Source organism: Streptomyces sp. NPDC052721 (assembly GCF_040678315.1).
Taxonomy (GTDB): domain Bacteria; phylum Actinomycetota; class Actinomycetes; order Streptomycetales; family Streptomycetaceae; genus Streptomyces.
Genome location: NZ_JBFATL010000004.1, coordinates 47,803 through 73,844 on the forward strand (window position 1 = coordinate 47,803; position 26,042 = coordinate 73,844).

Annotated in this window: 18 protein-coding genes and 1 pseudogene; 8 read left to right on the forward strand and 11 right to left on the reverse strand. The window is 73.5% G+C overall.

Features of this window, described 5'->3' with window-relative positions; genetic code table 11:
• Positions 1-83 precede the first annotated feature (83 nt).
• Complete coding sequence (locus AB0L21_RS05460) at positions 84-683, forward strand: hypothetical protein (RefSeq protein ID WP_365707672.1); 600 nt, start codon at positions 84-86, stop codon at positions 681-683.
• Between the two features lie 100 nt (positions 684-783).
• Here the strand turns inward: AB0L21_RS05460 and AB0L21_RS05465 are convergent.
• The 3 genes and pseudogenes from AB0L21_RS05465 to purN form a co-directional block, all read right to left on the reverse strand.
• Positions 784-1,077 (reverse strand): annotated as a pseudogene (locus AB0L21_RS05465) (LuxR C-terminal-related transcriptional regulator); the annotation flags it as partial.
• A gap of 473 nt (positions 1,078-1,550) precedes the next feature.
• Positions 1,551-3,113, reverse strand: a complete 1,563-nt coding sequence (gene purH / locus AB0L21_RS05470) for a bifunctional phosphoribosylaminoimidazolecarboxamide formyltransferase/IMP cyclohydrolase (RefSeq protein ID WP_365707674.1) — start codon at positions 3,111-3,113, stop codon at positions 1,551-1,553.
• The gene (gene purN, locus AB0L21_RS05475; protein ID WP_365707676.1) at positions 3,110-3,748 is read right to left on the reverse strand and encodes a phosphoribosylglycinamide formyltransferase; all 639 of its coding nucleotides are present in this window, start codon (positions 3,746-3,748) and stop codon (positions 3,110-3,112) included. Before purN ends, purH begins: the two co-directional genes overlap by 4 nt.
• 295 nt (positions 3,749-4,043) lie before the next feature.
• Here purN and AB0L21_RS05480 point away from each other — a divergent pair, with 295 nt between their 5' ends.
• Positions 4,044-5,024 (forward strand): hypothetical protein, encoded by a 981-nt coding sequence (locus AB0L21_RS05480; RefSeq protein WP_365782395.1) that lies wholly within the window; start codon positions 4,044-4,046, stop codon positions 5,022-5,024.
• A gap of 6 nt (positions 5,025-5,030) precedes the next feature.
• On the opposite strand, the gene AB0L21_RS05485 is transcribed toward AB0L21_RS05480, so the two are convergent.
• Positions 5,031-7,250, reverse strand: a complete 2,220-nt coding sequence (locus AB0L21_RS05485) for a DUF6350 family protein (protein WP_365782397.1) — start codon at positions 7,248-7,250, stop codon at positions 5,031-5,033.
• Between the two features lie 96 nt (positions 7,251-7,346).
• Between AB0L21_RS05485 and AB0L21_RS05490 the strand changes: the two genes are divergently transcribed.
• Entirely contained in the window at positions 7,347-8,222 is an 876-nt protein-coding gene (locus AB0L21_RS05490; RefSeq protein ID WP_365707726.1) for an RNA polymerase subunit sigma-70, read from the forward strand.
• A gap of 76 nt (positions 8,223-8,298) precedes the next feature.
• Here the strand turns inward: AB0L21_RS05490 and sucD are convergent, their stop codons facing one another.
• The 3 genes from sucD to AB0L21_RS05505 all read right to left on the reverse strand — a co-directional run bounded on the left by sucD (position 8,299) and on the right by AB0L21_RS05505 (position 12,018).
• The gene (gene sucD, locus AB0L21_RS05495) at positions 8,299-9,183 is read right to left on the reverse strand and encodes a succinate--CoA ligase subunit alpha (RefSeq protein WP_103817658.1); all 885 of its coding nucleotides are present in this window, start codon (positions 9,181-9,183) and stop codon (positions 8,299-8,301) included.
• 26 nt (positions 9,184-9,209) lie between these two features.
• The gene (sucC, locus tag AB0L21_RS05500) at positions 9,210-10,388 is read right to left on the reverse strand and encodes an ADP-forming succinate--CoA ligase subunit beta (protein WP_031024595.1); all 1,179 of its coding nucleotides are present in this window, start codon (positions 10,386-10,388) and stop codon (positions 9,210-9,212) included.
• Positions 10,389-10,905: 517 nt separating this feature from the next.
• Complete coding sequence (locus tag AB0L21_RS05505) at positions 10,906-12,018, reverse strand: VWA domain-containing protein (RefSeq protein WP_365782600.1); 1,113 nt, start codon at positions 12,016-12,018, stop codon at positions 10,906-10,908.
• A gap of 46 nt (positions 12,019-12,064) precedes the next feature.
• On the opposite strand from AB0L21_RS05505, the gene AB0L21_RS05510 reads away from it, so the two are divergent.
• Positions 12,065-12,268 carry a hypothetical protein gene (locus AB0L21_RS05510; protein WP_365782399.1) on the forward strand — a complete coding sequence of 68 codons (204 nt, stop codon included), beginning with the start codon at positions 12,065-12,067 and terminating at the stop codon, positions 12,266-12,268.
• Here the strand turns inward: AB0L21_RS05510 and AB0L21_RS05515 are convergent.
• Complete coding sequence (locus AB0L21_RS05515; protein ID WP_365782401.1) at positions 12,249-15,404, reverse strand: DUF5682 family protein; 3,156 nt, start codon at positions 15,402-15,404, stop codon at positions 12,249-12,251. The genes AB0L21_RS05510 and AB0L21_RS05515 overlap by 20 nt on opposite strands.
• Positions 15,401-16,531: an AAA family ATPase gene (locus tag AB0L21_RS05520; RefSeq protein WP_365782403.1), complete on the reverse strand. Its 1,131-nt coding sequence runs from the start codon at positions 16,529-16,531 to the stop codon at positions 15,401-15,403. The genes AB0L21_RS05515 and AB0L21_RS05520 overlap by 4 nt, the downstream gene beginning before the upstream one ends.
• 132 nt (positions 16,532-16,663) lie before the next feature.
• On the opposite strand from AB0L21_RS05520, the gene AB0L21_RS05525 reads away from it, so the two are divergent.
• Positions 16,664-18,019 (forward strand): SWIM zinc finger family protein, encoded by a 1,356-nt coding sequence (locus AB0L21_RS05525; RefSeq protein WP_365782405.1) that lies wholly within the window; start codon positions 16,664-16,666, stop codon positions 18,017-18,019.
• A 62-nt stretch (positions 18,020-18,081) separates the two neighbouring features.
• Complete coding sequence (locus AB0L21_RS05530; protein WP_365782407.1) at positions 18,082-19,875, forward strand: DUF5691 domain-containing protein; 1,794 nt, start codon at positions 18,082-18,084, stop codon at positions 19,873-19,875.
• A gap of 130 nt (positions 19,876-20,005) precedes the next feature.
• On the opposite strand, the gene AB0L21_RS05535 is transcribed toward AB0L21_RS05530, so the two are convergent.
• Positions 20,006-20,428 (reverse strand): cobalamin B12-binding domain-containing protein, encoded by a 423-nt coding sequence (locus AB0L21_RS05535; protein WP_171153566.1) that lies wholly within the window; start codon positions 20,426-20,428, stop codon positions 20,006-20,008.
• A 223-nt stretch (positions 20,429-20,651) separates the two neighbouring features.
• Between AB0L21_RS05535 and AB0L21_RS05540 the strand changes: the two genes are divergently transcribed.
• A complete protein-coding gene (locus AB0L21_RS05540; protein WP_365707691.1) occupies positions 20,652-21,503 on the forward strand; it encodes an alpha/beta fold hydrolase in 852 nt (283 codons plus the stop codon).
• Between the two features lie 252 nt (positions 21,504-21,755).
• Positions 21,756-23,231: a peptidoglycan DD-metalloendopeptidase family protein gene (locus AB0L21_RS05545; protein ID WP_365782409.1), complete on the forward strand. Its 1,476-nt coding sequence runs from the start codon at positions 21,756-21,758 to the stop codon at positions 23,229-23,231.
• Positions 23,232-23,274: 43 nt separating this feature from the next.
• Here the strand turns inward: AB0L21_RS05545 and pcrA are convergent, their stop codons facing one another.
• On the reverse strand, positions 23,275-25,791 hold the full coding sequence (pcrA, locus tag AB0L21_RS05550) for a DNA helicase PcrA (protein ID WP_365782411.1): 2,517 nt from the start codon (positions 25,789-25,791) through the stop codon (positions 23,275-23,277).
• Positions 25,792-26,042: the final 251 nt, after the last annotated feature.

A 26,042-nucleotide genomic window follows, 5' to 3' on the forward strand; every position in this document is an offset into this window, starting at 1 on the left:
GGGGGACGGACCGCATCTGTAGAACTTCCTCCGAACCGTGCCGCGCGTCGTCCCCGCACTTGAGCAAACGGAGGAAGACCGCCATGAGCTTTGGCGACCCCAACAACCCGTACGGCCCGCCGCAGGGCCAGCAGGGCGGCTATCCGCAGCAGGGCCAGCCCGGACACGGCTACCCGGGCGCCCCGCAGGGCCAGGCCGGATACGGCTACCCGGCCGCGCCGCCGGTGCAGCAGCCGTACGGCTACGGCGTGCCGATGGAGATGCCGGGCCTGATCAAGACGGCCCGGGTGCTGCTGTTCATCCTGGCGGGCTTCCAGTACCTGGCCGGTCTGTTCCTCGGCATCGCCGCCGGCGCCGCGCAGGACGTCTCCAACGGCATCGGCTCCGGTGACGACACCAGCATGGCCACCGGTGTGCTGATCGCGTTCGCGCTGCTGATGCTGGCGCTGGGCACCCTGTCGATCTTCCTGGGCGTGAAGTTCAAGAAGGGCGGCGGCGGCATCCGCGTCACCACGATCGTGTACGCGTCGCTGATGCTGCTCGGCAGCCTGGTGAACATCGTCAACGGTGGTGGCGGTTCGGCGACGTTCGGCGGGGTCATCTCCCTGGCCTTCGCCGGCATCATCCTCGCGTCGATGGTCAACGGCTCCGCCTCGGCCTGGTTCAACCGCCCGCGGTACTGAGCCGCCGGCGCCCGGCACCACTCCAGGGCCGTGTCCCGTCCGCCCGGACGGGGTGCGGCCCGGTGTCGTTTCGGCGGCTGCGCGCACCGGTCCGCTCGGCTCACTGGTCCAGGTAGGCCAGGACGCGGCGGTTGTCGCCGTCCGTCGGGAGGAGGCCGCGCTCGGTGAAGATGTTGCCGATGTGCTTGGCGACGGCCTTCTCGGTGACGAACAGGGCCTGGGCGATGCGCGCGTTGGAGCGGCCCTGGGCGACGAGTTCGAGGACCTCGCGTTCGCGTTCGGAGAGGCTGCCGACGGATTCGTCGCGCTCCTTGCGGACCAGCAGCTGGGAGATGGCCTCGGGGTCCATGGCGGTGCCGACCGCGGCCACCCGCTGGACGGAGTCCAGGAACTGGCCGCCGCCGGCCGCCAGGCAGGTGTGCGGACAGCGGGCGATCAGGCCGGTGCCGATGAGGCCGACCCGGGCGGCCGAGCGCCGCGCGCCGCGCGGATCGGCCGGCCGCGAGGCCCGGCGCGCAGCAGCAGCCGCGTCTCGTCGGCCTGCGGGTCGCGGCACACGTCCGACAGCCCCTAGAAGCGCTGGCAGCGACACAACTGGACGTCCGCCAGGCCGAGTTCGCGGTGGAACCGGGCGATCGGGATGGTGTCGGGAAGGCAGCGGAGACTGCCACGCTCGACGTCATGCCCACCGCCCTCGCGTCCACCGCTGACGAGGGACTGAAACATTGCCGACCGCTGTCGCGGGCGGCCCGCCGGGGTCGCTTCCGGACGGCGGGCGTCCGGATACGGCCGAGTCCCGCGCGTCGGATACGGCCGAGTCCCGCGCGTCGGGGACGGGCGGGACTCGGCGGGGGCAGCGGGTGCGGCTCAGTGGAAGAAGTGGCGCGTCCCCGTGAAGTACATGGTCACGCCGGCCTTCTTGGCGGCCTCCACGACCTGCTCGTCCCGGATCGAACCGCCCGGCTGGACGATCGCCCGGACACCGGCGTCGATGAGGATCTGCGGGCCGTCCGGGAAGGGGAAGAAGGCGTCGGAGGCCGCGTAGGCACCCCGGGCCCGCTCCGCACCGGCCCGCTCGACGGCCAGCTTGCAGGAGTCGACGCGGTTGACCTGGCCCATGCCGACGCCGACCGAGGCGCCGTCCTTGGCCAGCAGGATCGCGTTGGACTTCACGGCACGGCACGCCTTCCAGGCGAAGGCGAGCTGGGCCAGCTCGTCCGCGTCCAGGGCCTCACCGGAGGCCAGCGTCCAGTGGGCCGGGTCGTCGCCCTCGGCCTGGAGCCGGTCGGCGACCTGGAGCAGCGCGCCGCCGTCGATCGGCTTGACCTCGACCGGGTGGGTGGGGCCGTCGGGGCAGCGCAGCACGCGGATGTTCTTCTTCTTGGTGAGGGCCTCCAGCGCGCCCTCCTCGTAGTCCGGCGCCACGATGACCTCGGTGAAGATCTCCGCGACCTGCTCGGCCATCTCCTTGCTGACCGGCCGGTTCACGGCGATGACCCCGCCGAACGCGGACAGCGGGTCGCAGGCGTGCGCCTTGCGGTGCGCCTCGGCGACGTCCGCGCCGACCGCGATGCCGCACGGGTTGGCGTGCTTGATGATCGCGACACAGGGCTCGGCGTGGTCGTACGCGGCACGGCGGGCGGCGTCCGTGTCCGTGTAGTTGTTGTACGACATCTCCTTGCCGTGCAGCTGTTCGGCCGCCGCGAGCCCGCCCTCGCCGGAGGTGTAGAGGGCGGCGGGCTGGTGCGGGTTCTCGCCGTAGCGCAGGGTGTGCGCGCGCTCCAGGCTGGAGGCGATGAAGTCCGGGAACTGCGAGTCGTCGGCCGGCGCGTAGGAGGAGGCGAACCAGGAGGAGACGGCGATGTCGTACTCGGCCGTGTGCCGGAAGGCCTCGGCGGCCAGCCGCTTGCGGGCGGCGAGGTCGAAGCCGCCGTCCTTCACCGCGGCGAGGACGTCGGCGTACCGCTCCGGGCTGGTGACCACGGCCACCGACGGGTGGTTCTTGGCGGCGGCGCGGACCATGGACGGGCCGCCGATGTCGATCTGCTCCACGCACTCGTCGGGCGAGGCACCGGAGGCGACCGTCTCGCGGAACGGGTAGAGGTTGACGACGACCAGGTCGAACGGCTCGACGCCCAGCTCGGCGAGCTGCTCGCGGTGGCTGTCCAGACGCAGGTCGGCGAGGATGCCGGCGTGCACCTTCGGGTGCAGGGTCTTCACCCGGCCGTCCAGGCACTCGGGGAAGCCGGTCAGCTCCTCGACCTTGGTGACGGGGACGCCGGCGGCGGCGATCCGCCCGGCCGTCGACCCGGTGGAGACCAGCTCCACACCGGCCTCGTGCAGCCCGCGGGCCAGCTCCTCCAGGCCGGTCTTGTCATAGACGCTGACGAGCGCGCGACGGATGGCCCGCTTGTTGCTCTCGGCGGTCACTGGATAACTACCTTTCGTCCCTCGATGCGATAGCCGTTGCGGGCGAGCCGCCCCACGACCTCGACGAGCAGCCTTCGCTCGACTTCCTTGATGCGCTCGTGCAGCGCGCTCTCGTCGTCCTCGTCCCGCACCTCGACCACGCCCTGGGCGATGATCGGGCCGGTGTCGACGCCGTCGTCGACGAAGTGGACGGTGCAGCCGGTGACCTTGGCGCCGTACGCGAGCGCGTCACGGACTCCGTGGGCCCCCGGAAAACTGGGCAGCAGGGCCGGGTGGGTGTTCACGAACCGCCCGCCGAACCGCGCGAGGAACTCCTTGCCGACGATCTTCATGAAGCCGGCGGAGACGACGAGGTCCGGCCGGTGGGCGGCCACGGCCTCGGCGAGGGCGGCGTCCCACTCCTCGCGGGAGCCGTGGTCCTTGACCTTGCACACGAAGGTGGGGATACCGGCGCGTTCGGCGCGGGCCAGCCCCTCGATGCCCGTGCGGTCCGCGCCGACGGCCACGACCCGGGCGCCGTACGCCTCGGCGCCGACGGCGGCGATCTCGTCCAGCAGCGCCTGCAGATTGGTGCCGGAGCCGGAGACCAGCACGACGAGGCGCTTGACTGCCGGGCCGGCGGAGGTGGCGGCCACGATGGGGCCCTTTCTGGGGTTGCGATCCGTGTACGGCCGGTTTCGTACGGCCGGTTTGTACAGTCGTACGAATGCTTCACGCCCCCGGATACGGGGAAGTCTACGAAGCGGCCGACCGTCAGCAACGATACCGGCACTCGGGAAGGGGCCCTCGGGACGGGTGGGCGGCCGTTCGGTAGCGTTCGCAAGGAGTCACGAAGGAGCAGCCTCGGGAACCGGGTCGTCGTGCGGTGCGTTCACGGGGTGGAAGCTCATGTCGGACTGCCGTAGTCACCTAGGGGAAGACGCTCTTTTGATGCCCGATCGCAGCCTGCGACTCCTCACGTTCCCGCCGCGCCCGGCCCAGGGAGGCGAGCGTGGCGCCGCACTGCTGCGCGAGCGCCCGACCTCGCCGCCCACCCAGTCGCCGCGGGGCGGTTCCGGCCAAGGAGGCGCCGGGCAGGGAGGCTCCGGGTGGGACGGCTCTGGACAGGGCGGTTCCGGGCACGGTGGTACCGGGGCGGGTGGTGAGCGGCAGGACGACAATCCGTTCGCGCCGCCGCCGGAGGGTGCTCCCGACCAGCCGTGGTGGCCGCGTCATCACGGGGGTCCGTCCGGCACGGGGCACGGGCACGGGCAGGGGCAGGGGCAGGGCTCGGGTGGTCCGGGGTCCGGTCAGGGCGGTCAGGGGCCGGGAGACGGCCACGGTCCGGGCCAGGCTCCCGGGCGGGGTCCCGGGGGCGGTCAGGGGCCTGGTGGCCACTCTCCTTGGGGCAGTCAGTGGAGTGACCGGCAGCCCGGCCGCTCCCCCGACGGCTTCGGCGAACGCCCGGGCGGCGGCCCGCAGGGCCCCGGCGGACCGGCCGGCCCCGGCATGCGCTGGGACCCGACGGACCCGGCACAGCGCCGCGCGCGGTACGCCCTGCTCTCCGGCATGTGGGCGGTCTTCTTCGCCCTGTTCAGCTGGCCCTACGTAGCCCTGCTGCTGGGTGCGCTCGCCCTGTACTGGGGCATCAGCGCCCTGCGCGCCAAGCCGCGCCGACCGTCCCCGGACGCCCCGGCGGCCCCGGCCTCCCCCGCTGCTCCGGCCGGCCGGCCGCAGACGACGGCGGCCGTCGGCGGCCTGGTCACAGCGGGCCTCGCGCTGGTTCTGGTGGCCTCCACCTTCACCGTCCAGCTCGTCTACCGCGACTACTACACCTGCGTCAACGACGCCCTCACCCACGAGGCCAAGCAGTCCTGCGACACCCTGCTGCCCCGTGAGCTGCGGGGCGTACTGGGCACGGAGAACAGCTGAGGTCCCTCACCCGGAGGAGCCCGCGCGGGGGCCGGGGCCGGAGTCAGGGCTGAGGTCGGGGCCGGAGTCAGGGTCGGGGCCGAGGCCGGGGCTGGATCCAGGGCGCCGGTCGGCTTCCGGCTCCGGCCGAGACTCGGCGTGCGCCCCGGGACGCGCCTCGCCTCGTGTCTCCGTCTGCGTCTCCGGGTGCGGCCGGGGCGCGGTGTCGGGGGCGCCGCCCTCGGCGGCGTTCTCGCCGGCGTTCTCGCCGGCGTTCTCCGGGGTTCCCGCCGCCTGCTTCAGGGCCGTCCAGCGGGAGGTGCGCGCGACGTCGTCGTGCCAGCCCGCGGCGAACGGCCGGGCGGCCGGGGCCGGTGCCGGGGCGGGAGTCGGGTACGAGGTCGGGAACGCGTCGTCGGCGGGAAGGACCTCGTACAGGTCCTCCTCCTCCGCTCCGGTCGCACCGGCGACCGCCCCCGCCCGAGCGGTCGTACCCCCCTTGCCGTCCTTGCTCCGGCCCCGCACCTTCCGCCTGCCCGCGGGCCCGCCCGCGGAGTCCCCGCCCGCCGTACCGCCGTCGTCGGTCATGGCCGGCCCGCCCTCGCCCCGTGCCGCTTCGCCGGCGGCCTGGCCCGCGTCCGGGCCCGTGGCCGCCGCCTCCCCGGTGTCCGCCGTAGCCTCGGCCCCCTCGCCCGACTGCCCCGCCTTCGCCGCGGCCGTCGTTGCCACACCCGCCGCACCGCCCTTCGCGGCGACCGCCGGTGTCACCGTCCCGGCGGCGCTCTCCGCCCCGGCCCCCGGCGTCACCACCCCCGCACCGCCCTTCGCCCGGGCCGCCGGCGTCACCGCCCCCTTGCCGCCCCGCGCCGCCTTCGGGGCCGTGGCCCCCGTCTCCGTGCCCTGGGCCGGGATGCCGTCGTGGCGCCGCAGCCAGGTGCGCAGGTGCCAGGCCCGGGCGGTCAGGGCCACCGGCAGTGCGAACACCAGCGTCCAGGCCCCGGCCGCGCCCCCGGTCTGCCACCACGGCGGGCCGAGGCGGGACAGCGCGGCGACGCCCAGGGGGCCGCCCGCCAGCGCGGCGAGCAGGGCGAGGGCCGCCGCGCAGACCAGTGCCGTCAGCAGCACCACCCCGGCGGTACGGCCGGCCGACCAGCGGGCCCGCGCCGGTCCCCCGCCCTCCGGCCGGCGCACGGCCGCCCGCGCCACGAACCATCCCGCCGTCATCCCGGCCACCGCCGGCACCAGCCCCGCCGCCCAGTTCTCCGGCGTACCGGCCCCCGGCTCCGGCACGGCGGCCAGCAGCGGGAACGGCGGCAGCAGCGGGGCCGGGTCGGAGGCGAGCGGGTGGACCAGGTGTCCCGCGCCGAGGAGGAAGCCGGGGCCGAGCGCGTAGGAGGCGGCCCAGACCGCCGCGTTGGGGATCAGCGCGACGCCGAGCAGCAGTACGGCGAACCGTCCCGTCCAGCCCTCCGTCAGCTGGAGGAAGGCGGCCCGCGCGGGCTCGCCGTGCCACACCAGTGACACCCCCACCAGCAGCGCGCCGCCCCCGAACAGCACCGTCGTCGCGGCACCGGCGGCGCGTACGGCGGCGCCCAGCCGGGCCCGCTCGTCCGTGCCGAACACCAGCCGCCGCACCGGTCCCGGCACCACCCCCAGCACGCTCAGAACCGGCTCGCGCGGGCGGCCGTACGCCGCCCACACCCCGGCACCGGCCGCGCCCGCGGCGACCAGCGGCAGACACACGGTCACCCAGCCCCATTGCGGACGGAGTTCAGCCCGGGAGCAGTACAGCGCCGCGGCGACGCCGACACCCAGATAGCCGAGGACCACGCCCGTCCACACCGTACGCGCCCGCACCGGTGGCGGGCCGTCCGGTTCGGTGGACGCGTCGGTGGCGTCCCGCGCCGCCCGGTACAGCAGCCACAGCGGCAGCGCGAGCAGCAGCAGCGGGGTCACGCCGACGGGCATGGGCGCGCCGGAGAGCGTGTCGGTGCGGGTCAGTTCCACACCGTGCGCCAGCAGCCACAGGGCGGCGGCGATGTGCAGCGCGCCGTCCGGTCCGCTGTCCGGGTAGGGCGAGCTGACCCACAGCACCATCACGAGCACGGCGAACGAGGCGAGGCCCAGTCCGGCCGCGACGGCACCGCCCAGCAGGCCGGCGCCGAGTCCGGGTGAGCGGTCGCGCATCCGGTTGGCCATGGGCGACATCGAGGAGCGGCGAACGGTCGTCTGGATCACGCTCGCCATGCTCCCAACGACACGCGCTTTCCCGTCGTAACAGGCGAACCTCCGAAGTGTCGCTCAATATACGTTTATGTTCTTTTTCGTACAGAAGGGTGCATGGTGACGACACAAAGCCCCGAGCCGACGGCCCCTCAGAACCGTTCGGCCGAGGCGTGCCTGACGGCCGAACAGGCACCCTCGCTGACCCCCGCTCAGGCCTTCGACGCGCTGTACGCCTTCTGCGCCCCCGCCCTCGTACGCCAGACCTATCTGCTCACCGGGCGCCGGGAGCTGGCCCGCGAGTCCGTGGAACGGGCCTTCCAGCTGGCCTGGCAGCACTGGCCCGAGGTGGCCCGGGACCGTGACCCGGCCGGCTGGGTGCGGGCGGTCGCGTACGACTGCGCGCTCTCCCCCTGGCACCGCTTCCGCCCCCGCTACCGCTCCCCGGAACCCCCGCCCGCCGACCCGGCCGACCAGGCCCTGCTGAACGCGCTGCTCAGGCTGCCGGCGTCGTACCGGCGCACGCTCGTCCTGTACGACGGTGTGGGCCTCGACCTGCCGGAGACGGCGGCGGAGACGGAGGCGAGCACACCGGCCGCCGCGAACCGGCTGATCCACGCCCGGGAGGCGGTGGCCGCGCTGCTGCCGGAACTGGCCGATCCGGAAACGCTGCACCACCGCCTGCTCGAACTGGCCTCCAGGGAGCGGCTCCGCGCGGAGAAGCCGACGACGGTACGGACCGGCTGCGAACGGCGGAACGTCTTCTGGACCCGGGCGGCCATCGCCTTCACCGTGACGATCATCGGTGCGACGACGCTCACGCTCCGCACCGCGCCGACGCGCTACGAGGCCCCGGTCGCCCCCGCCCAGGCGGTGCAGGGCGTTCCCCCACCGGCCGGCCTGGGCCCGCTCTCCCCGCACGAGCAGAAACTGCGGACGAAGCTCCACCGGTCCCAGGCGAGCGGGCCGGAGAGACTGGCACCGGAGCCGAGGTGAGCGGTGACGGCCCCGGAAACGCCGGTAGGCCCGCCCCGGCGGGGGAACGGGCCTACCGACCTGTGGAACCGGAAGCTCAGGCGCTCAGGATCTCCCGGGCCAGCTTCGCCGTCTCGGTCGGGGTCTTGCCGACCTTGACGCCCGCGGCCTCCAGGGCCTCCTTCTTCGCCTGGGCGGTGCCGGACGAACCGGAGACGATGGCGCCGGCGTGGCCCATGGTCTTGCCCTCGGGCGCGGTGAAGCCCGCGACGTAACCGACGACCGGCTTGGTCACGTTCTCCTTGATGAACGCCGCCGCGCGCTCCTCGGCGTCGCCACCGATCTCACCGATCATCACGATCAGGTCGGTGTCGGGGTCGTCCTGGAACGCGGCCAGGGCGTCGATGTGCGTGGTGCCGATGATCGGGTCGCCGCCGATGCCGACGGCGGTGGAGAAGCCGATGTCCCGCAGCTCGTACATCATCTGGTACGTCAGCGTGCCGGACTTCGACACCAGGCCGATGCGGCCCGGCTTGGTGATGTCGCCCGGGATGATGCCGACGTTCGACTGGCCCGGGGTGATGATGCCGGGGCAGTTCGGGCCGATGATCCGGGTCTTGTTGCCCTTCTTGCCGGCGTACGCCCAGAAGGCGGCCGTGTCGTGCACGGCGATGCCCTCGGTGATCACGACGGCCAGCGGGATCTCGGCGTCGATGGCCTCGACGACCGCGTCCTTGGTGAACTTCTCCGGCACGAAGATGACGGAGACGTTGGCGCCGGTCTTCTCGATGGCCTCCTTGACGGTGCCGAAGACGGGTACCTCGGTGCCGTCGAAGTCCACGGTCTGACCCGCCTTGCGCGGGTTGACGCCGCCCACGACGTTCGTGCCGTCACCGAGCATGAGCTTGGTGTGCTTCATGCCGGTGGCGCCGGTCATGCCCTGGACGATGACCTTGCTGTCCTTGTTGAGCCAGATAGCCATGGTGGTGTGAGTCCTCGTCCTCGTGCTTACTTGGCGGCGGCCAGCTCGGCGGCCTTGTCGGCCGCGCCGTCCATGGTGTCGACGCGCTGCACCAGCGGGTGGTTGGCGTCCGTGAGGATCTTCCGGCCCAGCTCGGCGTTGTTGCCGTCGAGACGGACGACGAGCGGCTTCTCGACCTTCTCGCCGCGGTCCTCCAGGAGCTTCAGGGCCTGCACGATGCCGTTGGCGACCTCGTCGCAGGCGGTGATGCCACCGAAGACGTTCACGAAGACGGACTTGACGTCCGGGTCGCCCAGGATGATCTCCAGGCCGTTCGCCATCACCTGGGCGGAGGCGCCACCGCCGATGTCCAGGAAGTTGGCGGGCTTGACGCCACCGTGCTTCTCACCGGCGTACGCGACGACGTCCAGGGTGCTCATGACGAGACCGGCGCCGTTGCCGATGATGCCGACCTCGCCGTCGAGCTTGACGTAGTTGAGGTTCTTCTCCTTGGCGGCGGCCTCCAGCGGGTTGGCCGCGGCCTTGTCGTGCAGCGCCTCGTACTCGGGGTGACGGAACTCGGCGTTGTCGTCGAGCGACACCTTGCCGTCGAGCGCGATGACCTCACCGGAGGCGACCTTCGCGAGCGGGTTGACCTCGACCAGGAGGGCGTCCGACTTGATGAAGGTGTCCCACAGCTTGATCAGGACGTTGACGACCTTGTCCGCGACCTCGGCCGGGAACTTGGCGGCCTCCACGATCTCGCGGGCCTTCGCCTCGTCCACACCGTCGATCGGGTCGATCGGGGTCTTGGCGACGGCCTCCGGGCGGGTGGCCGCCACCTCCTCGATCTCCATGCCGCCCTCGACGGAGGCGATGGACAGGAAGGTGCGGTTGGCACGGTCGAGGAGGAAGGAGACGTAGTACTCCTCGAGGATCTCCGGAGCGGTCTCGGCGATCATCACCTTGTGGACCGTGTGGCCCTTGATGTCCATGCCGAGGATGTCCGTCGCACGAGCGACGGCCTCGTCCGGGGAGGCGGCCAGCTTGACGCCGCCGGCCTTGCCGCGACCACCGACCTTCACCTGCGCCTTGACGACGGACTTGCCGCCGAGCCGCTCGGTGATCTCGCGCGCCGCCTCAGGCGTGTCGATGACTTCACCGGCCAGCACCGGTACATCGTGCTTGGCGAAGAGGTCCCTCGCCTGGTACTCGAACAGGTCCACGCGCTTCCGTCCCTATCAGTGATCTCGCGGTTCGTTGGATGCGTGGGCGTGCCGCGAAGGGCAACGTGACGTCCGCTGTCACTAGGGAAGCGCACACGGTGTCCGAGCGCGCGGCATGTCCGTCTCGCAGGTTATCGCTGCTTGCGGGGGCCCTCTAAATCGCGGGTCACACCTGAGCGGTGATACCTGTCACATGATGCCGGATTCCCTGGCACAGCGTGCCGCCTCTGCGGGCGGTACGGGCGTTGTGCGAGGCCTCACCGGGCTGGGGTCGACCCGGTGAGACCCCCTGGCGGCCCCGGGTCGCCCCGGGGCCGGGGCGCTTGATCCCCACCCCAATGGGGACCACCCGCCCCATCCGCGAGGCTCCGCCCGGACGAGCCGACGGCTTTCGGCCACCCGGGCCGGCCACCCCACGGAGCTGTGCGCGGCACTGAGCCGTACGCGCCGCCTACTCCGGATACCGGGTGCCCCTTCCGGCCCGGTGTCACGCCGCCCGGTCTCACGCCGTCCGGTCTCACGCCGTCTCCGGTATCGGCAGGGGCCGTTTCTCCAGCGCGGCGGCCATCACCTCGGGAAACAGGTCGGGCGTGCAGGCGAAGGCCGGTGCGCCGAGCGCGGCCAGCGCCGCCGCGTGGTCCCGGTCGTACGCGGGCGCCCCCTCGTCCGACAGCGCGAGCAGCGCCACGAACTGCGTCCCCGACGCCTTCATCGCCGCGACCCGCTTGAGCATCTCCTGGCGGATACCGCCCTCGAAGAGATCGCTGATCAGCACGACGACGGTCTCGGCCGGCCGGGTGATCCGCGCCTGGCAGTAGGCGAGCGCCCGGTTGATGTCCGTACCGCCGCCGAGCTGGGTGCCGAAGAGCACGTCGACGGGATCGTCCAGCTGGTCGGTGAGATCGACGACCGCCGTGTCGAAGACGACCAGCCGGGTGCTGAGCGACCGCATGGAGGCGAGGACCGCGCCGAACACCGACGCGTACACCACGGACGACGCCATCGACCCCGACTGGTCGATGCAGAGCACGACCTCCTTCTTCACCGACCGCGCGGCCCGCCCGTAGCCGATGAGCCGCTCCGGCACGACCGTGCGGTACTCGGGCAGATAATGCTTGAGGTTGGCCGCGACGGTGCGGTTCCAGTCGATGTCGTGGTGGCGCGGACGGGTGACGCGGGCACTGCGGTCCAGGGCTCCGGTGAGGGTGGCCCGGGTGCGGGTGGCGAGCCGCTTCTCCAGGTCCTCCACCACCTTGCGCACGACCGCGCGGGCCGTCTCCCGGGTCGTCTCCGGCATCGCCTTGTGCAGCGAGAGCAGCGTGCCGACCAGGTGCACGTCGGCCTCCACCGCCTCCAGCATCTCCGGCTCCAGCAGCAGGGAGGCGAGGCCGAGGCGGTCGATGGCGTCGCGCTGCATGACCTGGACGACGGAGGACGGGAAGTAGCGGCGGATGTCCCCGAGCCAGCGCGCCACGGACGGCGCCGAGGCACCGAGCCCCGCCGACCGGTCCCGGCCCGTCTGCGGCTTGTCACCCCTGCCGTAGAGCGCGGCCAGCGTGCCGTCCATCGCCGCGTCCCGCCCGGACAGCGCGTACCCGGTGCCGTCTGCCTGGTCCCCGCCGAGCACCATCCGCCACCGCCGCAGCCGCTCCCCCGCTGGGTCCACGGTGGCGGTCGTGGCAGTCGCGGCCGGGCTGTCCGTCGTAGCAGTCGTTGCCGTCGTGGCGGCGGTCGTGGCCGAGCTGTCCGTCATAGCGGTCGTTGCCGTCGTCGCGGTCACGGCCGAGCTGTCCGTCATAGCAGTCGTTGCCGTCGTGGCGGCGGTCGTGGCCGAGCTGTCCGTCGTGGCCGTCCTGTCCGTCATGTGCCCACCCCCGTAAGGCAGTCGTCGTGCGTGGAATCGGGTGCCGTCTCGTGTACCGCTTCGCGCGTCGCGCCGGGTGGAGGGGTGTGCGTCGCGCCGTGTCGCGGGGCGTCCGCCGCGCCGGACGCCGTGCTGTACGCCCAGCTGTGCCGCGCGCCGTGTGACGGGGCGTCCGTCGCGTCGGGCCTCGTGTCGAGGCGCGCGTCCAGGCCGAGCAGCAGCCGCAGCACCGGGAGCACGGCGTCGGCGCGCCCGGTGTCCGGTTCGGCGGCGAAGCCGGGGATCGCGGCTCCCTGTGCGGTGGCCCCGCCGGGCCGGCCTCCGGGGCCGCGCCGGACCAGCTCGCCGAGGGTTCTGCGCACCCCCGGCTCGTAGGCCGCAAAGGTGCGCCGCAGCAGTGGCAGTACGTCAGTGAAGGCGTCCGCCGACACCCCGGTCAGCCAGGTGTCCAGCAAAGCGAGCAGCCGCTCGTCGTGCACGAGCAGCAGCCCGCCCCCGCCACCGGCGAAGCCCTCGACCCACGCGGCGGCAGCGGCTGGAGGAGTGCCCGGTGACAGGGCGAGCCCCATCAGCCGGGCCGCCTCCTCGGGCGCCAGTGCCCCGTCGTCCAGCAACAACCGCACGGCCCGGCCCCGGATGACACCGGGCGCGGTGTCCCGCAGGGACAGCACCCGCAACACGGCCCGCCAACGCTCCCGCAGCCCACCGCCTCCGGCAGCCGCACCGGCGCCCCCGCCGGCCGCCGCAACCGCAGCCGCAGCCGCAGCCGCAGCCGCACCATTGCCGGCCGACCCGACAGCCGCACGGGCGCCCACGCCACCCGCCGCAGCCGCACCGGCCCCATTGCCGGCCGAACTCGCAGCCGCACCCGCGGCTCCCCCGCCGCGCCCCGCAGCCGCACCCGCGCCTCCCGCAGGGCCAGCGGCGCCCTCCCTGCCCTCACCCGCAAGCACATCGGCGCCCGCGCCTGCCGGCCCCCCAGACGCACCAGCGCCCACGCCGCCCGCCGCAGCCGCAGCCGCACCCGCGCCTCCCGCAGGGCCAGCGGCGCCCTCCCTGCCCTCACCCGCAGGCACATGGACGCCCTCGCCGGTCGCCCCCGCAGCCTCGCCGGCGCGCCCCGCAGAGGCAGCGGCGCCATCCCCGTCCGTCGCCGCAGACGCGCCGGCGCCCTCCCCGGCCACGGCCTCAGAGCCACGAGCGCCATCGCCAGCCACCCCCGCAGGCACACCGGTGCCATCTCCTGCCCCTCCCGCAGACGCGCCGACGGCATTCCCGCTCCCGCCCGCAGCCGCACCGGCGCCCCCGCCGGCCGCCTCCTCGGGCGCGCCGGACAGGCTCTCCGTCAGGAGGCCGACCGCCGTGTGCACGGCGTCCACATGGCCTCGCATCTCCTCCGCCGCGTCGGTGTCGAGTGCGGCGCAGGCCGGGGGCAGGCCGACGAAGACGCGTTCGGCGAGGCCCGCCGCGACCTCGGCCAGCGCGCGGGTGTCGGTGCCGCGCACGTCGCCGTAGCGCAGCGAGCGGACCAGGGCGGGCAGGGCCTGGGCGAGGTGGCCGACGTCGGTGTCCAGGGCCGCCCGGTCGGCGAGGACCCGCATGACCACGGGCAGCGCGTCCGGCAGCCCGGCCAGCAGGCACTGCTCGGCGAGCGCGGTGACGTCGGCGAGTGCTTGCGCCGCCGTCGCGTCCGCCTCCGCCTTGGCCCGTGCCGCCGCGTGGACGGTCGTCCCCCACACGCCCGCCTCGGCGACCCGTACCGACAGCTCGGGCTCCCAGCGCAGCCGCCAGGTCTCCCGGAACGTGCCCGTGCTGCTCCGGGACCGGGCCGGCTCGCCCCAGCCGACGCCGAGCAGCCGCAGCCGGTGCAGCAGTCTGCTGCGGCCGGCGTCGGTGTCCCCGCGCAGATCCAGCTCCAGCTCGCGCTCCAGCGCCTCGGGTTTCAGCCGCAGCGACCGCTGCTGCCGGGCCAGGTCCCGCTGCAACGGCACCGCGGGCGCCGACTCCGGGACCTCGCCCAGGACGTCTCCGACCACCAGCCGGTCGTGCACCAGCGCCAGCGGCACGTCCGAGCCGTCGCACAGCACCGCCCGCACCGCGTCGGTGGTCTCGCCCAGGCCGGGCAGCGGCCGGCCCCGCAGCGCGGCCAGGGTCTCTGCGAGCCGTACGGCCTCGATGACGTGCGCGGAGGAAACGATCCGGTCCTCCTCGCGCAGCAGCCCGGCCACCTTGGTCAGCCACCGCTCGACCGGCCGGTCGGGCGCGTGGAACAGATGCCCGTACCAGCCGGGCGAGTCGATGCCGGCGCCGTAGCCGCCGGAGCGGGCCAGCCTGCGGTGCGTCCACGGCACCCAGGTCAGGTCGGTCCTGGTCCTGGGCAGGCCCTTGAGCAGCGCCCGGTCGGCGGTGACGGTGGTCCTCTCGCGCAGCGCGGGCACGTGCCAGGCCCCGCAGACCACGGCCACGGCGTCCCCGAACTCCTTGCGCGCGTCCCGCAGCCGGAGCCGCATGTGCGCCTCGCGGACGAGGTCCCGGGGGCGCCCGCCGGCGCCGTACCGCTCGCGCAGCGTTCCCATGGCCTCCGCCACGGCCGCGAACGGCGCGAAGGGGTCCCGGGCGCCGGGTCCCCGGTGCTCGACGACGTCCTCCCACCAGCGCTCGGGATCGTCGTACCCGGCCGCCTCGGCGAGCAGGGCGAGGGGGTCGACGCGGATCTGGTCACCGTGACCGGAGCCGGGTCCCGGCCCGGGCTCACCGGCGTCGTCCCCGTCGTCGTGACCGGACTCGCCCGCTTCCTTCTCCCACGCCAGCGTGTGCGTGGCCGGCAGGTCGACGAAGCGGGCCGGGACGCCCTGTTCCAGGGCCCACCGGAGGGCCACCCACTCGGGGCTGAACTCGGCGAACGGCCAGAAGGCCGAGCGGCCGGGCTCGTCCACGGCGTGGGCGAGCAGGGCGACCGGGGGCCGCAGGCCCGGGTCGGCGGCCAGCGGGATCAGCGCGTCGGCCTCGGGCGGGCCCTCGATCAGCACGGCGGCCGGCCGGGCGGCGTCCAGCGCGGCCCGCACCGCGCGCGCGGATCCGGGCCCGTGGTGCCGTACGCCGAGCAGCAGCGGCCCGGAGACGTAGGCCGTGCTCCCGCCGGTGCCGGTCATGCGCTCACCTCGCGGCAGGCGCGGTAGAAGTCGGTCCAGCCCTCGCGCTCGCGGACGACCGTCTCCAGGTACTCCTGCCAGACGACCCGGTCGGCCGCCGGGTCCCGGACGACCGCGCCGAGGATGCCGGCGGCGACGTCTCCGGGGCGCAGCACGCCGTCGCCGAAGTGGGTGGCGAGGGCGAGGCCGTTCGTGACGACGGAGATCGCCTCCGCCGTGGACAGCGTGCCGCTGGGCGACTTCAGCTTCGTCCGGCCGTCGGCGGTGATGCCGTCGCGCAGCTCGCGGAAGACGGTGACGACCCGGCGGATCTCCTCGATGCCGTCGGGCGCGGCCGGCAGGTCGAGGGAGCGGCCGAGCTGCTCGACCCGGCGGGTGACGATGTCGACCTCGGCGTCGGCGCTCTCCGGCAGCGGCAGCACCACGGTGTTGAAGCGGCGGCGCAGGGCGCTGGAGAGGTCGTTGACCCCGCGGTCGCGGTCGTTGGCGGTGGCGATGAGGTTGAAGCCGCGGACCGCCTGGACCTCGTCCCCCAGCTCGGGGACGGGCAGGGTCTTCTCGGACAGGATCGTGATGAGCGTGTCCTGCACGTCGGCCGGGATGCGGGTCAGCTCCTCCACCCGGGCCGTCATGCCCTCGGCCATGGCGCGCATGACGGGGCTGGGCACGAGGGCGTCGCGGCTCGGACCGTGCGCGAGGAGCTGCGCGTAGTTCCAGCCGTACCGGATCGCTTCCTCCGGGGTGCCGGCCGTGCCCTGCACCAGCAGCGTCGAGTCACCGCTCACGGCGGCGGCCAGGTGTTCCGACACCCAGGTCTTGGCGGTGCCGGGCACGCCGAGCAGGAGCAGGGCGCGGTCGGTGGCGAGCGTGGTGACGGCGACCTCGACGATGCGGCGCGGGCCCACGTACTTGGGGGTGATCACCGTGCCGTCCGGCAGGGTGCCGCCGAGCAGGTACGTCGCCACCGCCCACGGCGACAGCTTCCAGCGGGCCGGGCGCGGGCGGTCGTCCTGGGCGGCGAGCGCGGTGAGTTCGGCGGCGAAGGCGTGCTCGGCGTGCGGTCGCAGCGCCTGCGCGGTCTCGTCGCGGTCGGGTGCGGCGGTCGTCGGTTCCACGGACACAGACATGGCTGAGGCCCCCTCCAGCTCGGCCGGTTCGGATCTGGCATCCACCGTGCACCACGCCACTGACAATCGCTCTGACCAGCACCAACGTGCTCGCCGGGCCGATTGTCAGTGGCGGGACCTACCGTCGGAGACATGACTGAGCAGGGGGTGCGCTGGACCGCGGACCAGGTGCTGGCACTGGCGCCTGACGCCGCGTCACGCAAGGCGGGCAGCAGACTCGGCGTGGCCGGGCCGTGGTCCGGGACGGGGAGCGGAGAGGGGACGGTGTGGGGACTGTGCAAGGGCAGCGGCAGCAGGCCGTACCAGACGGTGGTGGACCTGGCAGACGCGGCCGGGCCGGCGTACAAGTGCAGTTGTCCGAGCCGTAAGTTCCCGTGCAAGCACGCGCTCGGGCTGCTTCTGCTGTGGGCGGGTGACGACGGCGCGGTGCCGGCCGCCGCGCAGCCGCCGGAGTGGGCCGGGCAGTGGCTCGCGGGCCGGCGCGGACGCGCCGAGGGCAAACGGACGCGGACCGAGGGGGGTTCGGCGGCCGGACCCGCCGATCCGGATGCGGCCCGGCGGCGGGCCGAGCGCCGGGCCGAGCGGGTCACGGCGGGCGCGACCGAGCTGGAGCAACGCCTGGCCGACCTCCTGCGCGGCGGCCTGGCCGCGGCCGAACACGCGGGGTACGGCCTGTGGGACGAGACGGCGGCCCGCATGGTCGACGCCCAGGCGCCGGGACTGGCCGCGCGCGTCCGGGAACTGGGGGCGATCCCGGCGTCCGGCGCGGGCTGGCCGGCGCGGCTGCTGGAGGAGTGCGCGCTGCTGCATCTGCTCGACCAGGGCTGGCTGCACCGCGACCGGCTGCCGGACGGCCTCGCGGCCACGGTCCGTTCCCGGCTCGGCCTGCCCGCCACACCGGACGGCCCGCCGGTGCGCGACCGCTGGCTGGTCCTCGCCCAGTACGACACGGTGGACCCGAAACTGACGACGCGCCGGATATGGCTGCACGGCGCGGAGTCCGGCGGCACCCGGCTGCTGCTGTCCTACGGCGCGGCGGGCCGGGCGCCGGAGCTGTCGCTGCCGGTGGGCCTCGCCCTGGAGGCGGAGCTGACGGCGTACCCGGGCTCCGGCCGGTCCCGGGCCGCCCTGGGCGAGCGGTTCACCCCGCCGGCCCCGGCCGTGTTCCGCCCACCGGGCGTGACGACGGCCGAGGCGGCGGCCCGGTACGGCGAGGCCCTGCGCGACGACCCGTGGCTGGACGCGGTCCCCGTGACCCTGGACCGGGTGACGCCGGTCCCGGACGGCGACGGTTGGCAACTCGCCGACGCCGAAACGGACACGGCCCTGCCGGTGACCCGGGCCGCCCGCTCCCGGCCCGGCCTGTGGCGGCTGGTCGCGCTGTCCGGCGGCGCCCCCGTCACGGTCTTCGGCGAGTGCGGCCACCGCGGCTTCACCCCGCTCACGGCCTGGGCGGAGGGAGAGGGCGAGGCGGTGCCGCTGTGCTGATCCCGGGGGGCGAACGCGGCAGGGAAGAAGACGGAAGGAAAGAAAGAGGGGAAGGGAACGCGATGAACGGGGCACCGCCCAGCGACGGGACACGGGCCGACGCGGACAAGGGCAGTCCGGGGAACTCCTGGGAGAGTGCGGCGAACACCGCGGTCGACTCGGACGATTCCTCCGCACGCCCCTCACAGGCCCCGGTGGCCTCGCAGCCGGCCCCGGCTCCCTCCTGGGAAGACCTGGTCACCACCGCACTCCTCGGTACCGACCGGCGTGCCCCTGCGCACGCCGTGCCGGGTCGCCCGGCCCCGGTGGCACTGCTCGACGCGGCGGCCGTGGCGACCGTACGGCGGCGGGCCGGGCTGCGGCCCGCGCGGGCGGCTCGGCGGCCCGGTGCGGCGCCCGCGGATCCGCGCCCGGCCCTGCCCGCACCGGCGGCCCGCAGACTCACCACCCTGCTGGCGGACCGGTCCGGTGGCGCGGCCGGCAGCCGGCGGGGCAGCTCCCCGGACCTCATGGAGCTGCTCCCACAGTGGCTCGCGGCGGCCAACGCGCACGGGTACGCGGCGCCCCCGCAGCTGCTGCCCGCGCTGCTGGACGCGGCCCGGGGCCGCACGGACCTGCGCCCGGCGGCACTGGCGTTCGCCGGCCCGCGCGCGCTGTGGCTGGCCCGGCTGAACCCGGACTGGCGGTTCGCCCTGCGCGCGGCCCCCGGCGGCGGCGCGGCGCTGCCCGGCCCGCAGGACGCCGGGGCGGTGCGCCGGCTGTGGGAGGAGGGGCTGTTCGCCGAGCGGGCGGCGCTGCTGGGGGCCCTGCGCGCCCGCACGCCCGCGCTGGGCCGCGAACTGCTGGCGTCGACGTGGGCGACGGAGCGGGCGGAGGACCGGCTGATGTTCCTCGACTCGCTGCGTACGGGCCTGTCGGACGCGGACGAGCCGTTCCTGGAGCAGGCGTTGGGCGACCGGAGCCGCAATGTCCGGGCGACGGCGGCGGAACTGCTGTCGGCGCTGCCGGACTCGGCGCTCGCCGCGCGGATGGCCGTACGGGCCTCGGCGTGCGTGGCCCTGGACCGTACGGGCAGCACACCGGCGATCGTGGTGGAGGCGCCGCTCGAATGCGACGCGGGCATGGAGCGGGACGGTGTCGTGGCCGCACCGCCCGCGGGGCGGGGGGAACGGTCGTGGTGGCTGGGCCAGTTGGTGGAGGCCGCCCCGCTCGGCACCTGGTCGCAGCGGCTCGGCGGGCGCACGCCCCAGGAGATCGTGGAGCTGCCGGTGACGGACGGCTGGCAGGCCGAGCTGCACGCGGCCTGGTGCCGGGCGGCGGTACGGCAGCGGGACGCCGCCTGGTCGCGGGCGCTGCTCGGCTCGCCGTCGGCACCGGAGGCGGGCGGTCCGGGCGCGGTGTCCCTGGCGGAGCGGGCGAAGCTGCTGGCCGCGCTGGATCCTGCGGAACGGGCCGCGTGGGTCGCCGGGTTCATCGCCACGCACGGCCTGTCGGAGGCGTTCCAGTTGCTCGGGGTGTGCGCGGTCCCCTGGGCTCCCCCGCTGGGCCAGGCGGTCGTGGACGCCCTGAACATCGCCCGGGACGCGGGCAGTTACCCGTGGAGCTTCAGCGGGGTGATGGGACTGGCGGAGCGCTGCCTGGACCCGGCGGAGGCCGTACGGCTGGAGGCGCTGCTGGCGATACCCGACGAGCGGGAGGACGCCGCGCCGGGGGCCGGCGGGTACTGGGCGGAGGCCTTCCAGCGGCTGGTCACGACCCTGCGGCTGCGGGCGGCGATGACCCGCGAACTGACCCCGCCCACCCCGGCCACGCCACCGCCGAGCACACCCGCACAGCCACGGGAGGCGGCTGCGTAACCCGCGAAAGAGCCACCCAGCCGTCGGGAGCAGCCGCGTAACGGCCCGAGGGCAGCCGCGTACCGGGCGGAAGCAGACCCGCAACCGCCGGAAGCAGACCCGCAGCCGCGCGACCGCCGAAGGCAGCCGCTCAGCCCCCCGACGCCGCCGGCTGGCGGACGTTCTCCCGGACCCACTCCACGATCGACGCGGTCGTCGCTCCGGGGGTGAAGATCTCCGCGACGCCCTTCTCCTTCAGCGGCGGGATGTCCTCGTCCGGGATGATGCCGCCGCCGAAGACGAGGATGTCCTCGGCCTCCCGCTCCTTGAGCAGGTCGATGACCGCGGCGAACAGCGTGTTGTGGGCGCCGGAGAGGATGGACAGGCCGATCGCGTCGGCGTCCTCCTGGATGGCGGTGTCGACGATCTGTTCGGGCGTCTGGTGGAGCCCGGTGTAGATGACCTCCATACCGGCGTCGCGCAGGGCCCGCGCGATGACCTTGGCCCCACGATCGTGGCCGTCGAGCCCCGGCTTGGCGACCACCACGCGGATCGGACCGGCTGCCACACCCATCACTGCCTCCATCAAGCGACCACGGAAGCGATCGCTTCCGTCCGTATCGACAAGTACCGCACTTTTGGCGCGTTCCGCCACCGTCGCGAAGTGAACGAACGTTATCTCCAGCATCTCGCAAGCGGCAGTTTTACGGCGCGCGGCGAGGGGGAAATCACATGGTGGGACATGAGGGCACACGGGGGTCGAGCCGTCCTCCGGTGTGCCGACAGGAGGTCGGCCCATGAAGGTCACCTGGGTTTTGCCGCTCTTCCTCCCGCTCTGCCGCCGCCTGTGGCCCGGCAGACTGGCCGGACTCTCCATGACACTGCTGCGGGCGACGGCCCTGGAGGCGGCGATTCTGGCGGGCCACCTCCTGCTGTATCCGACCGGCCTGATCCAGGAGCGGCGCTCCGGCGTCCTGCCCGCCACGGACGGCGCCGCGCGACTGCCGGTCCGCCCCGCGCCACCGGTCGTCCTGCTGCACGGCTTCATCGACAACCGTTCGGTTTTCGTCCTGCTCCGCCGCACCCTCGCCCAGCACGGCAGGCACCGGGTGGAGTCACTCAACTACTCTCCGCTGACCTGCGACATACGCATCGCGGCCGAGCTGCTCGGCCGGCACATCGAGGAGATCTGCGAGCGCACCGGCAGTGCCCAGGTCGACATCGTCGGGCACAGCCTCGGGGGTCTGATAGCGCGCTACTACACCCAGTGCCTGGGGGGTGACCTGCGGGTACGCACGCTGGTCACCCTCGGCACCCCGCACTCGGGGACCCGGGTGGCGCCGCTGGCGGACGCGCACCCGATCGTGCGGCAGATGCGGCCCGGCTCGGCCGTGATCGAGGAGCTGGCCCGGCCCGCGCCCGGCTGCCGGACCCGCTTCGTGAGCTTCTGGAGCGACCTGGACTCCCTGATGGACCCGCTGGAGACCGCCTGCCTGGAGCACCCCGACCTGGACGCGCAGAACGTCCGGGTGACCGGCATCGGCCATCTCGCCCTGCCCGTGCATCCCGCCGTAGCGGCCGGGATACGCGAGGCCCTGGACGCCCCGCACTCCGGGGACCGGGCCGCCGACGGCCTGACGGTGGCCTGAGGCCGGCCGCGGCCGGAGCGCGGAGCCCGCGCACAGCCGACGCATCACCGACCCACAGCCCGCATATCGCCGCTCGACATCGAACATCCTTCGAACGCAAGGCCAAGCTCGCGTCCTGGGGCCCCGAAACACGGCCGAATGCCCGTTTCCGGCCCACGCGAAACAGGCCGAAGATTGTCGCGCCCAGGTACCGCCGGGTACAGTCGCCGCACTGCTCTGGCAGCCCCTGTTGTCGAGGCGAAAGAGAAGTTGGTGAACGACCGTCACCCGTCGGGGACCATGACCACCCCGGCCCCGGCTTCCGACGCCTCCACCGCGCCCTACGCGCCGTACGGGGCACAGGAAGCTCCCTACGACGACCTCACCACGTACGGCGGCTACGACGCCACCGGTTTTGCCGGTGACTCCGGAAGCACCACGGCCTTCCACACCGACCCGCTCTTCGGCAGCCTCCCGGGCAGCGAGCAGACCACCGGCGCGTACGACACCAGCCAGTGGGAGAGCGGCACCGCCCAGACCCCGGCCTACGACCCGTACGCGGCGCAGCATTACGCCACCTACGACACCTACGACTCCGGCGTCTACGACAGCACCGCCTGGGCCGTCCCCGCGCAGGCCACCGGAAACGACGTCAGCGGCCAGTGGGACGCCAACGCCTGGCTGCAGCCGGACGCGTCCGGCGGCGCCGACCCCACCCAGCAGTGGGAGTGGGGCACCCAGACCTTCGACACGGGCGCGTACGACGCCACGCAGTGGAACTCCGTGGGCCAGAGCGTGCCGGCGCAGTCCGAGCCGGGTGGCGAACCGTTCGATCAGCAGGCCACCGCGGCCTTCGAGCAGGTGCCGTACGAGGACACCGCCTTCGACGAACATCCCGCCGGCGAGGGCGAGTCGGGCTCCATCGGCGAACTGCCCGCCGTGAACGGCCTGCTGGACGACCAGGAAGAGGTCACCCCGGCGCCGACGACCCGCGCGGGCTCGCGCGGCGGGGCGCGCTCCCGGCGCCGTACGCCCGCCAAGCGCTCCGCGCTGCTGACCGTCGCCGTGCCGTCGGCCTGTGTCATGGGGGTGGCCGGGGTCGCCGCCGCCTCGGTCGGCGCGCTCACCGACGACTCCAAGGACACCGCCACCACCGCCTCGGACGCACAGCCGGTCAAGCCGTCCGTCGCCAACAGCAAACTGGACAGCCAGCTCAAGACGCTCTCCGCGGGCGCAGACGACTTCGCCGACCGGGCGAGCCGTACCCAGGAGCGGATCGACCTCAAGGCGCAGCAGGAGCTGGAGAAGAAGAAGGCAGCCGCGGAGGCCGCGCTCAAGGAGCGGCTGCGGCCCAAGTTCGCGCTGCCGGTCGCGCAGCACGGACTGAGCGCCTACTTCGGCCAGGCGGGCATCAACTGGATGTCGGTGCACACCGGCATCGACTTCCCGGTCTCCTACGGCACGACGGTGATGGCCGCCACCGACGGCACCGTCACCACCAAGTGGAACAGCGCCTACGGCAACATGATGATCGTGACGGCGAAGGACGGCACGGAGACCTGGTACTGCCACCTCTCCAGCTACCGCGTCGCCTCCGGTACGACCGTCAAGGCCGGCCAGCCGATCGCCTACTCCGGCAACTCGGGCAACTCCACCGGTCCACATCTGCATTTCGAGGTACGGCCGGCGGGCGGGGCGGCCATAGACCCGCTGCCGTGGCTGCGGAGCCACGGACTGGATCCCAACTAGACGCCGGGGCCCCGCTCTTCGGCGGGGCCCTCTCGGTCTCCTACTACAGCCTCTCCACCGGTGCGTACCGCAGCAGCAGCCGCTTCGGCTTGGCGTCGCCGAAGTCGATCGTCGCCTCCGCGTTCGCGCCCGTCCCCTTCACCGCGACGACGGTGCCGAGCCCGAACTGGTCGTGGGTGACCCGGTCCCCGACGGCCAGTGCGACCACCGGCTTCTCCGCCGTGCGCCGCGTGGCGAAACCGGAGGCGCCCGACGCCGAGGAGCGCGAACGGGTCGAGGACAGCGAGGCGGCGATCCCGGACGCCGGCCCGGAGGCCATGGGCGCCGCCGCCCCGGTCCGCTTCCACTCCACATGGGCGGGCGGGATCTCCTCCAGGAAGCGGGAGGGCGGGTTGTACGACGGCTGGCCCCAGGCGCTGCGCATCGCCGACCGCGTGAGGTAGAGCCGCTCCCGCGCCCGCGTGATGCCGACGTACGCCAGGCGCCGCTCCTCCTCCAGTTCCTTGGTCTCGCCGAGGGCGCGCATGTGCGGGAAGACGCCGTCCTCCATGCCGGTCAGGAACACGACCGGGAACTCCAGGCCCTTGGCGGTGTGCAGGGTCATCAGGGTGATGACGCCGTCGCCGTCCTCCTCGTCCGGGATCTGGTCGGAGTCGGCGACCAGGGCGACCTGCTCCAGGAAGTCGGCCAGGGTGCCCTGCTCACCCTCGCCCCGCTCCTGCTCGAACTCCAGGGCCACGGCCGCGAGTTCCTGGAGGTTCTCGATCCGGGTCTCGTCCTGCGGGTCGGTGGAGGCCTGCAACTCGGCCAGGTAACCGGTGCGTTCGAGGACGGCCTCCAGCACGGTGGCCGGTCCGGCACCGGACTCGACGATCGTCCGCAGGTCCTCCATCAGCGTGTTGAACCGCTTGACCGCGTTCGTGGAGCGCGCGGCCATGCCGTACGCCTCGTCCACGCGCTTCAGGGCCTGCGGGAAGCTGATCTTCTCGCGCTGGGAGAGGGCGTCGATCATCGCCTCCGCGCGGTCGCCGATGCCCCGCTTGGGCACGTTGAGGATGCGGCGCAGCGGCACCGAGTCCTCGGGATTGGCGAGGACCCGCAGGTAGGCGAGGACGTCCCGGACCTCCTTGCGCTCGTAGAAGCGGACCCCGCCGACGACCTTGTAGGGCAGGCCGACGCGAATGAAGACCTCTTCGAAGACACGGGACTGGGCGTTGGTGCGGTAGAAGACCGCGACGTCTCCCGCGCGCGCGTGGCCCGCGTCGACCAGGCGGTCTATCTCCTCGGCGACGAACTGGGCCTCGTCGTGCTCGGTGTCGGCGACGTACCCGACGATCCGGGCACCCTGGCCGGCGTTGGTCCACAGGTTCTTCGGGCGGCGGGACTCGTTGCGCTCGATGACCGCGTTGGCGGCGGACAGGATGGTCTGCGTGGAGCGGTAGTTCTGCTCCAGCAGGATCGTCGTCGCGTTCGGGTAGTCCTCCTCGAACTGGAGGATGTTGCGGATCGTCGCACCCCGGAAGGCGTAGATCGACTGGTCCGCGTCACCCACGACGCAGAGTTCGGCGGGCGGGATGTCGTACTCGCTGGGCGGGGTGTCCTCGTCGTGTTCGCCGGTGCCGACGAGTTCCCGCACGAGCGCGTACTGGGCGTGGTTGGTGTCCTGGTACTCGTCCACCAGGACGTGCCGGAAGCGGCGGCGGTAGTGCTCGGCGACGTCCGGGAAGGCCCGCAGCAGGTTGACCGTCGTCATGATCAGGTCGTCGAAGTCCAGCGCGTTCGCCTCACGCAGCCGCGACTGGTACAGGGCGTAGGCCTGCGCCAGGGTCTTCTCGAAGCCGTCGGTGGCCTGGGCGGCGAAGTCCTCCTCGTCGATCAGCTCGTTCTTCAGGTTGCTGATCTTGGCGCTGAAGGACTTGGGCGGGAAGCGCTTGGGGTCGAGATCCAGGTCACGGCAGACCAGGGCCATCAGGCGCTTGCTGTCGGCGGCGTCGTAGATGGAGAACGACGACGTGAAGCCGAGCTTCTTGCTCTCCCGCCGCAGGATGCGCACGCAGGCGCTGTGGAAGGTCATCACCCACATCGCGTTCGCGCGCGGGCCGACGAGCTGCTCGACGCGCTCCTTCATCTCGCCCGCGGCCTTGTTGGTGAAGGTGATCGCGAGGATCTGGCCCGGGTGGACGTTCCGCTCGGCGAGCAGGTAGGCGATGCGGTGGGTCAGCACGCGGGTCTTGCCGGAGCCGGCGCCGGCGACGATGAGCAGCGGGGAGCCGGCGTGCACGACCGCGGCGCGCTGGTTCTCGTTCAGCCCCTCCAGCAGTGCCGCCGCGTCGAGCACGGGGCGCGGGGCGCCGTCGCGGTAGTACCCTCCCCCGCTCTCGGCTTCGCTAGAGCGGGGGGACCCCCATCGGTCCGGTGGCACGTCGAACTTCCCGCCGAACAGATCGTCCGGAAGGGGCTCCGGAGCATGATCGTCCTCGGGCGGCGGCGGAGGTTCCTCCTCGTGCCCGCGAGGGGTCTGGAGGTCCGCCAGGAAGCTGTCGTCAAAGAGGCTGCTCATCGCTCTACGAGTCTAGGGCGCCCCACCGACAACCGGTCGCGGTCCCCGGAACATGACGGCTCCGGGCGCGAGTTGATCTTCGCGTCGATCGGGCGCGCCGACCGCTCACGCATCGGAAGCACCTGGTCACACGTACGTGAACCTCGACGCGCTCCGGGAAAAGGTCACGGAAATGTATCGGACATACCGCACACCAACCTTCACAGAAGACACACGAGTTGGCTAGGTTTCCGTCAGGCCGCACGACCCCC

Bases quoted from the DNA above. Each gene is read 5' to 3' on its own strand.
- AB0L21_RS05460 (WP_365707672.1), top strand. From the start codon at position 84: ATGAGCTTTGGCGACCCCAACAACCCGTACGGCCCGCCGCAGGGCCAG.
- AB0L21_RS05480 (WP_365782395.1), top strand. From the start codon at position 4,044: ATGCCCGATCGCAGCCTGCGACTCCTCACGTTCCCGCCGCGCCCGGCC.
- AB0L21_RS05485 (WP_365782397.1), bottom strand. From the start codon at position 7,250: ATGGCGAGCGTGATCCAGACGACCGTTCGCCGCTCCTCGATGTCGCCC.
- sucD (WP_103817658.1), bottom strand. From the start codon at position 9,183: ATGGCTATCTGGCTCAACAAGGACAGCAAGGTCATCGTCCAGGGCATG.
- AB0L21_RS05505 (WP_365782600.1), bottom strand. From the start codon at position 12,018: ATGGTGCTCGGCGGGGACCAGGCAGACGGCACCGGGTACGCGCTGTCC.
- AB0L21_RS05515 (WP_365782401.1), bottom strand. From the start codon at position 15,404: ATGACCGGCACCGGCGGGAGCACGGCCTACGTCTCCGGGCCGCTGCTG.
- AB0L21_RS05520 (WP_365782403.1), bottom strand. From the start codon at position 16,531: ATGTCTGTGTCCGTGGAACCGACGACCGCCGCACCCGACCGCGACGAG.
- AB0L21_RS05525 (WP_365782405.1), top strand. From the start codon at position 16,664: ATGACTGAGCAGGGGGTGCGCTGGACCGCGGACCAGGTGCTGGCACTG.
- AB0L21_RS05530 (WP_365782407.1), top strand. From the start codon at position 18,082: ATGAACGGGGCACCGCCCAGCGACGGGACACGGGCCGACGCGGACAAG.
- AB0L21_RS05535 (WP_171153566.1), bottom strand. From the start codon at position 20,428: ATGGGTGTGGCAGCCGGTCCGATCCGCGTGGTGGTCGCCAAGCCGGGG.
- AB0L21_RS05540 (WP_365707691.1), top strand. From the start codon at position 20,652: ATGAAGGTCACCTGGGTTTTGCCGCTCTTCCTCCCGCTCTGCCGCCGC.
- pcrA (WP_365782411.1), bottom strand. From the start codon at position 25,791: ATGAGCAGCCTCTTTGACGACAGCTTCCTGGCGGACCTCCAGACCCCT.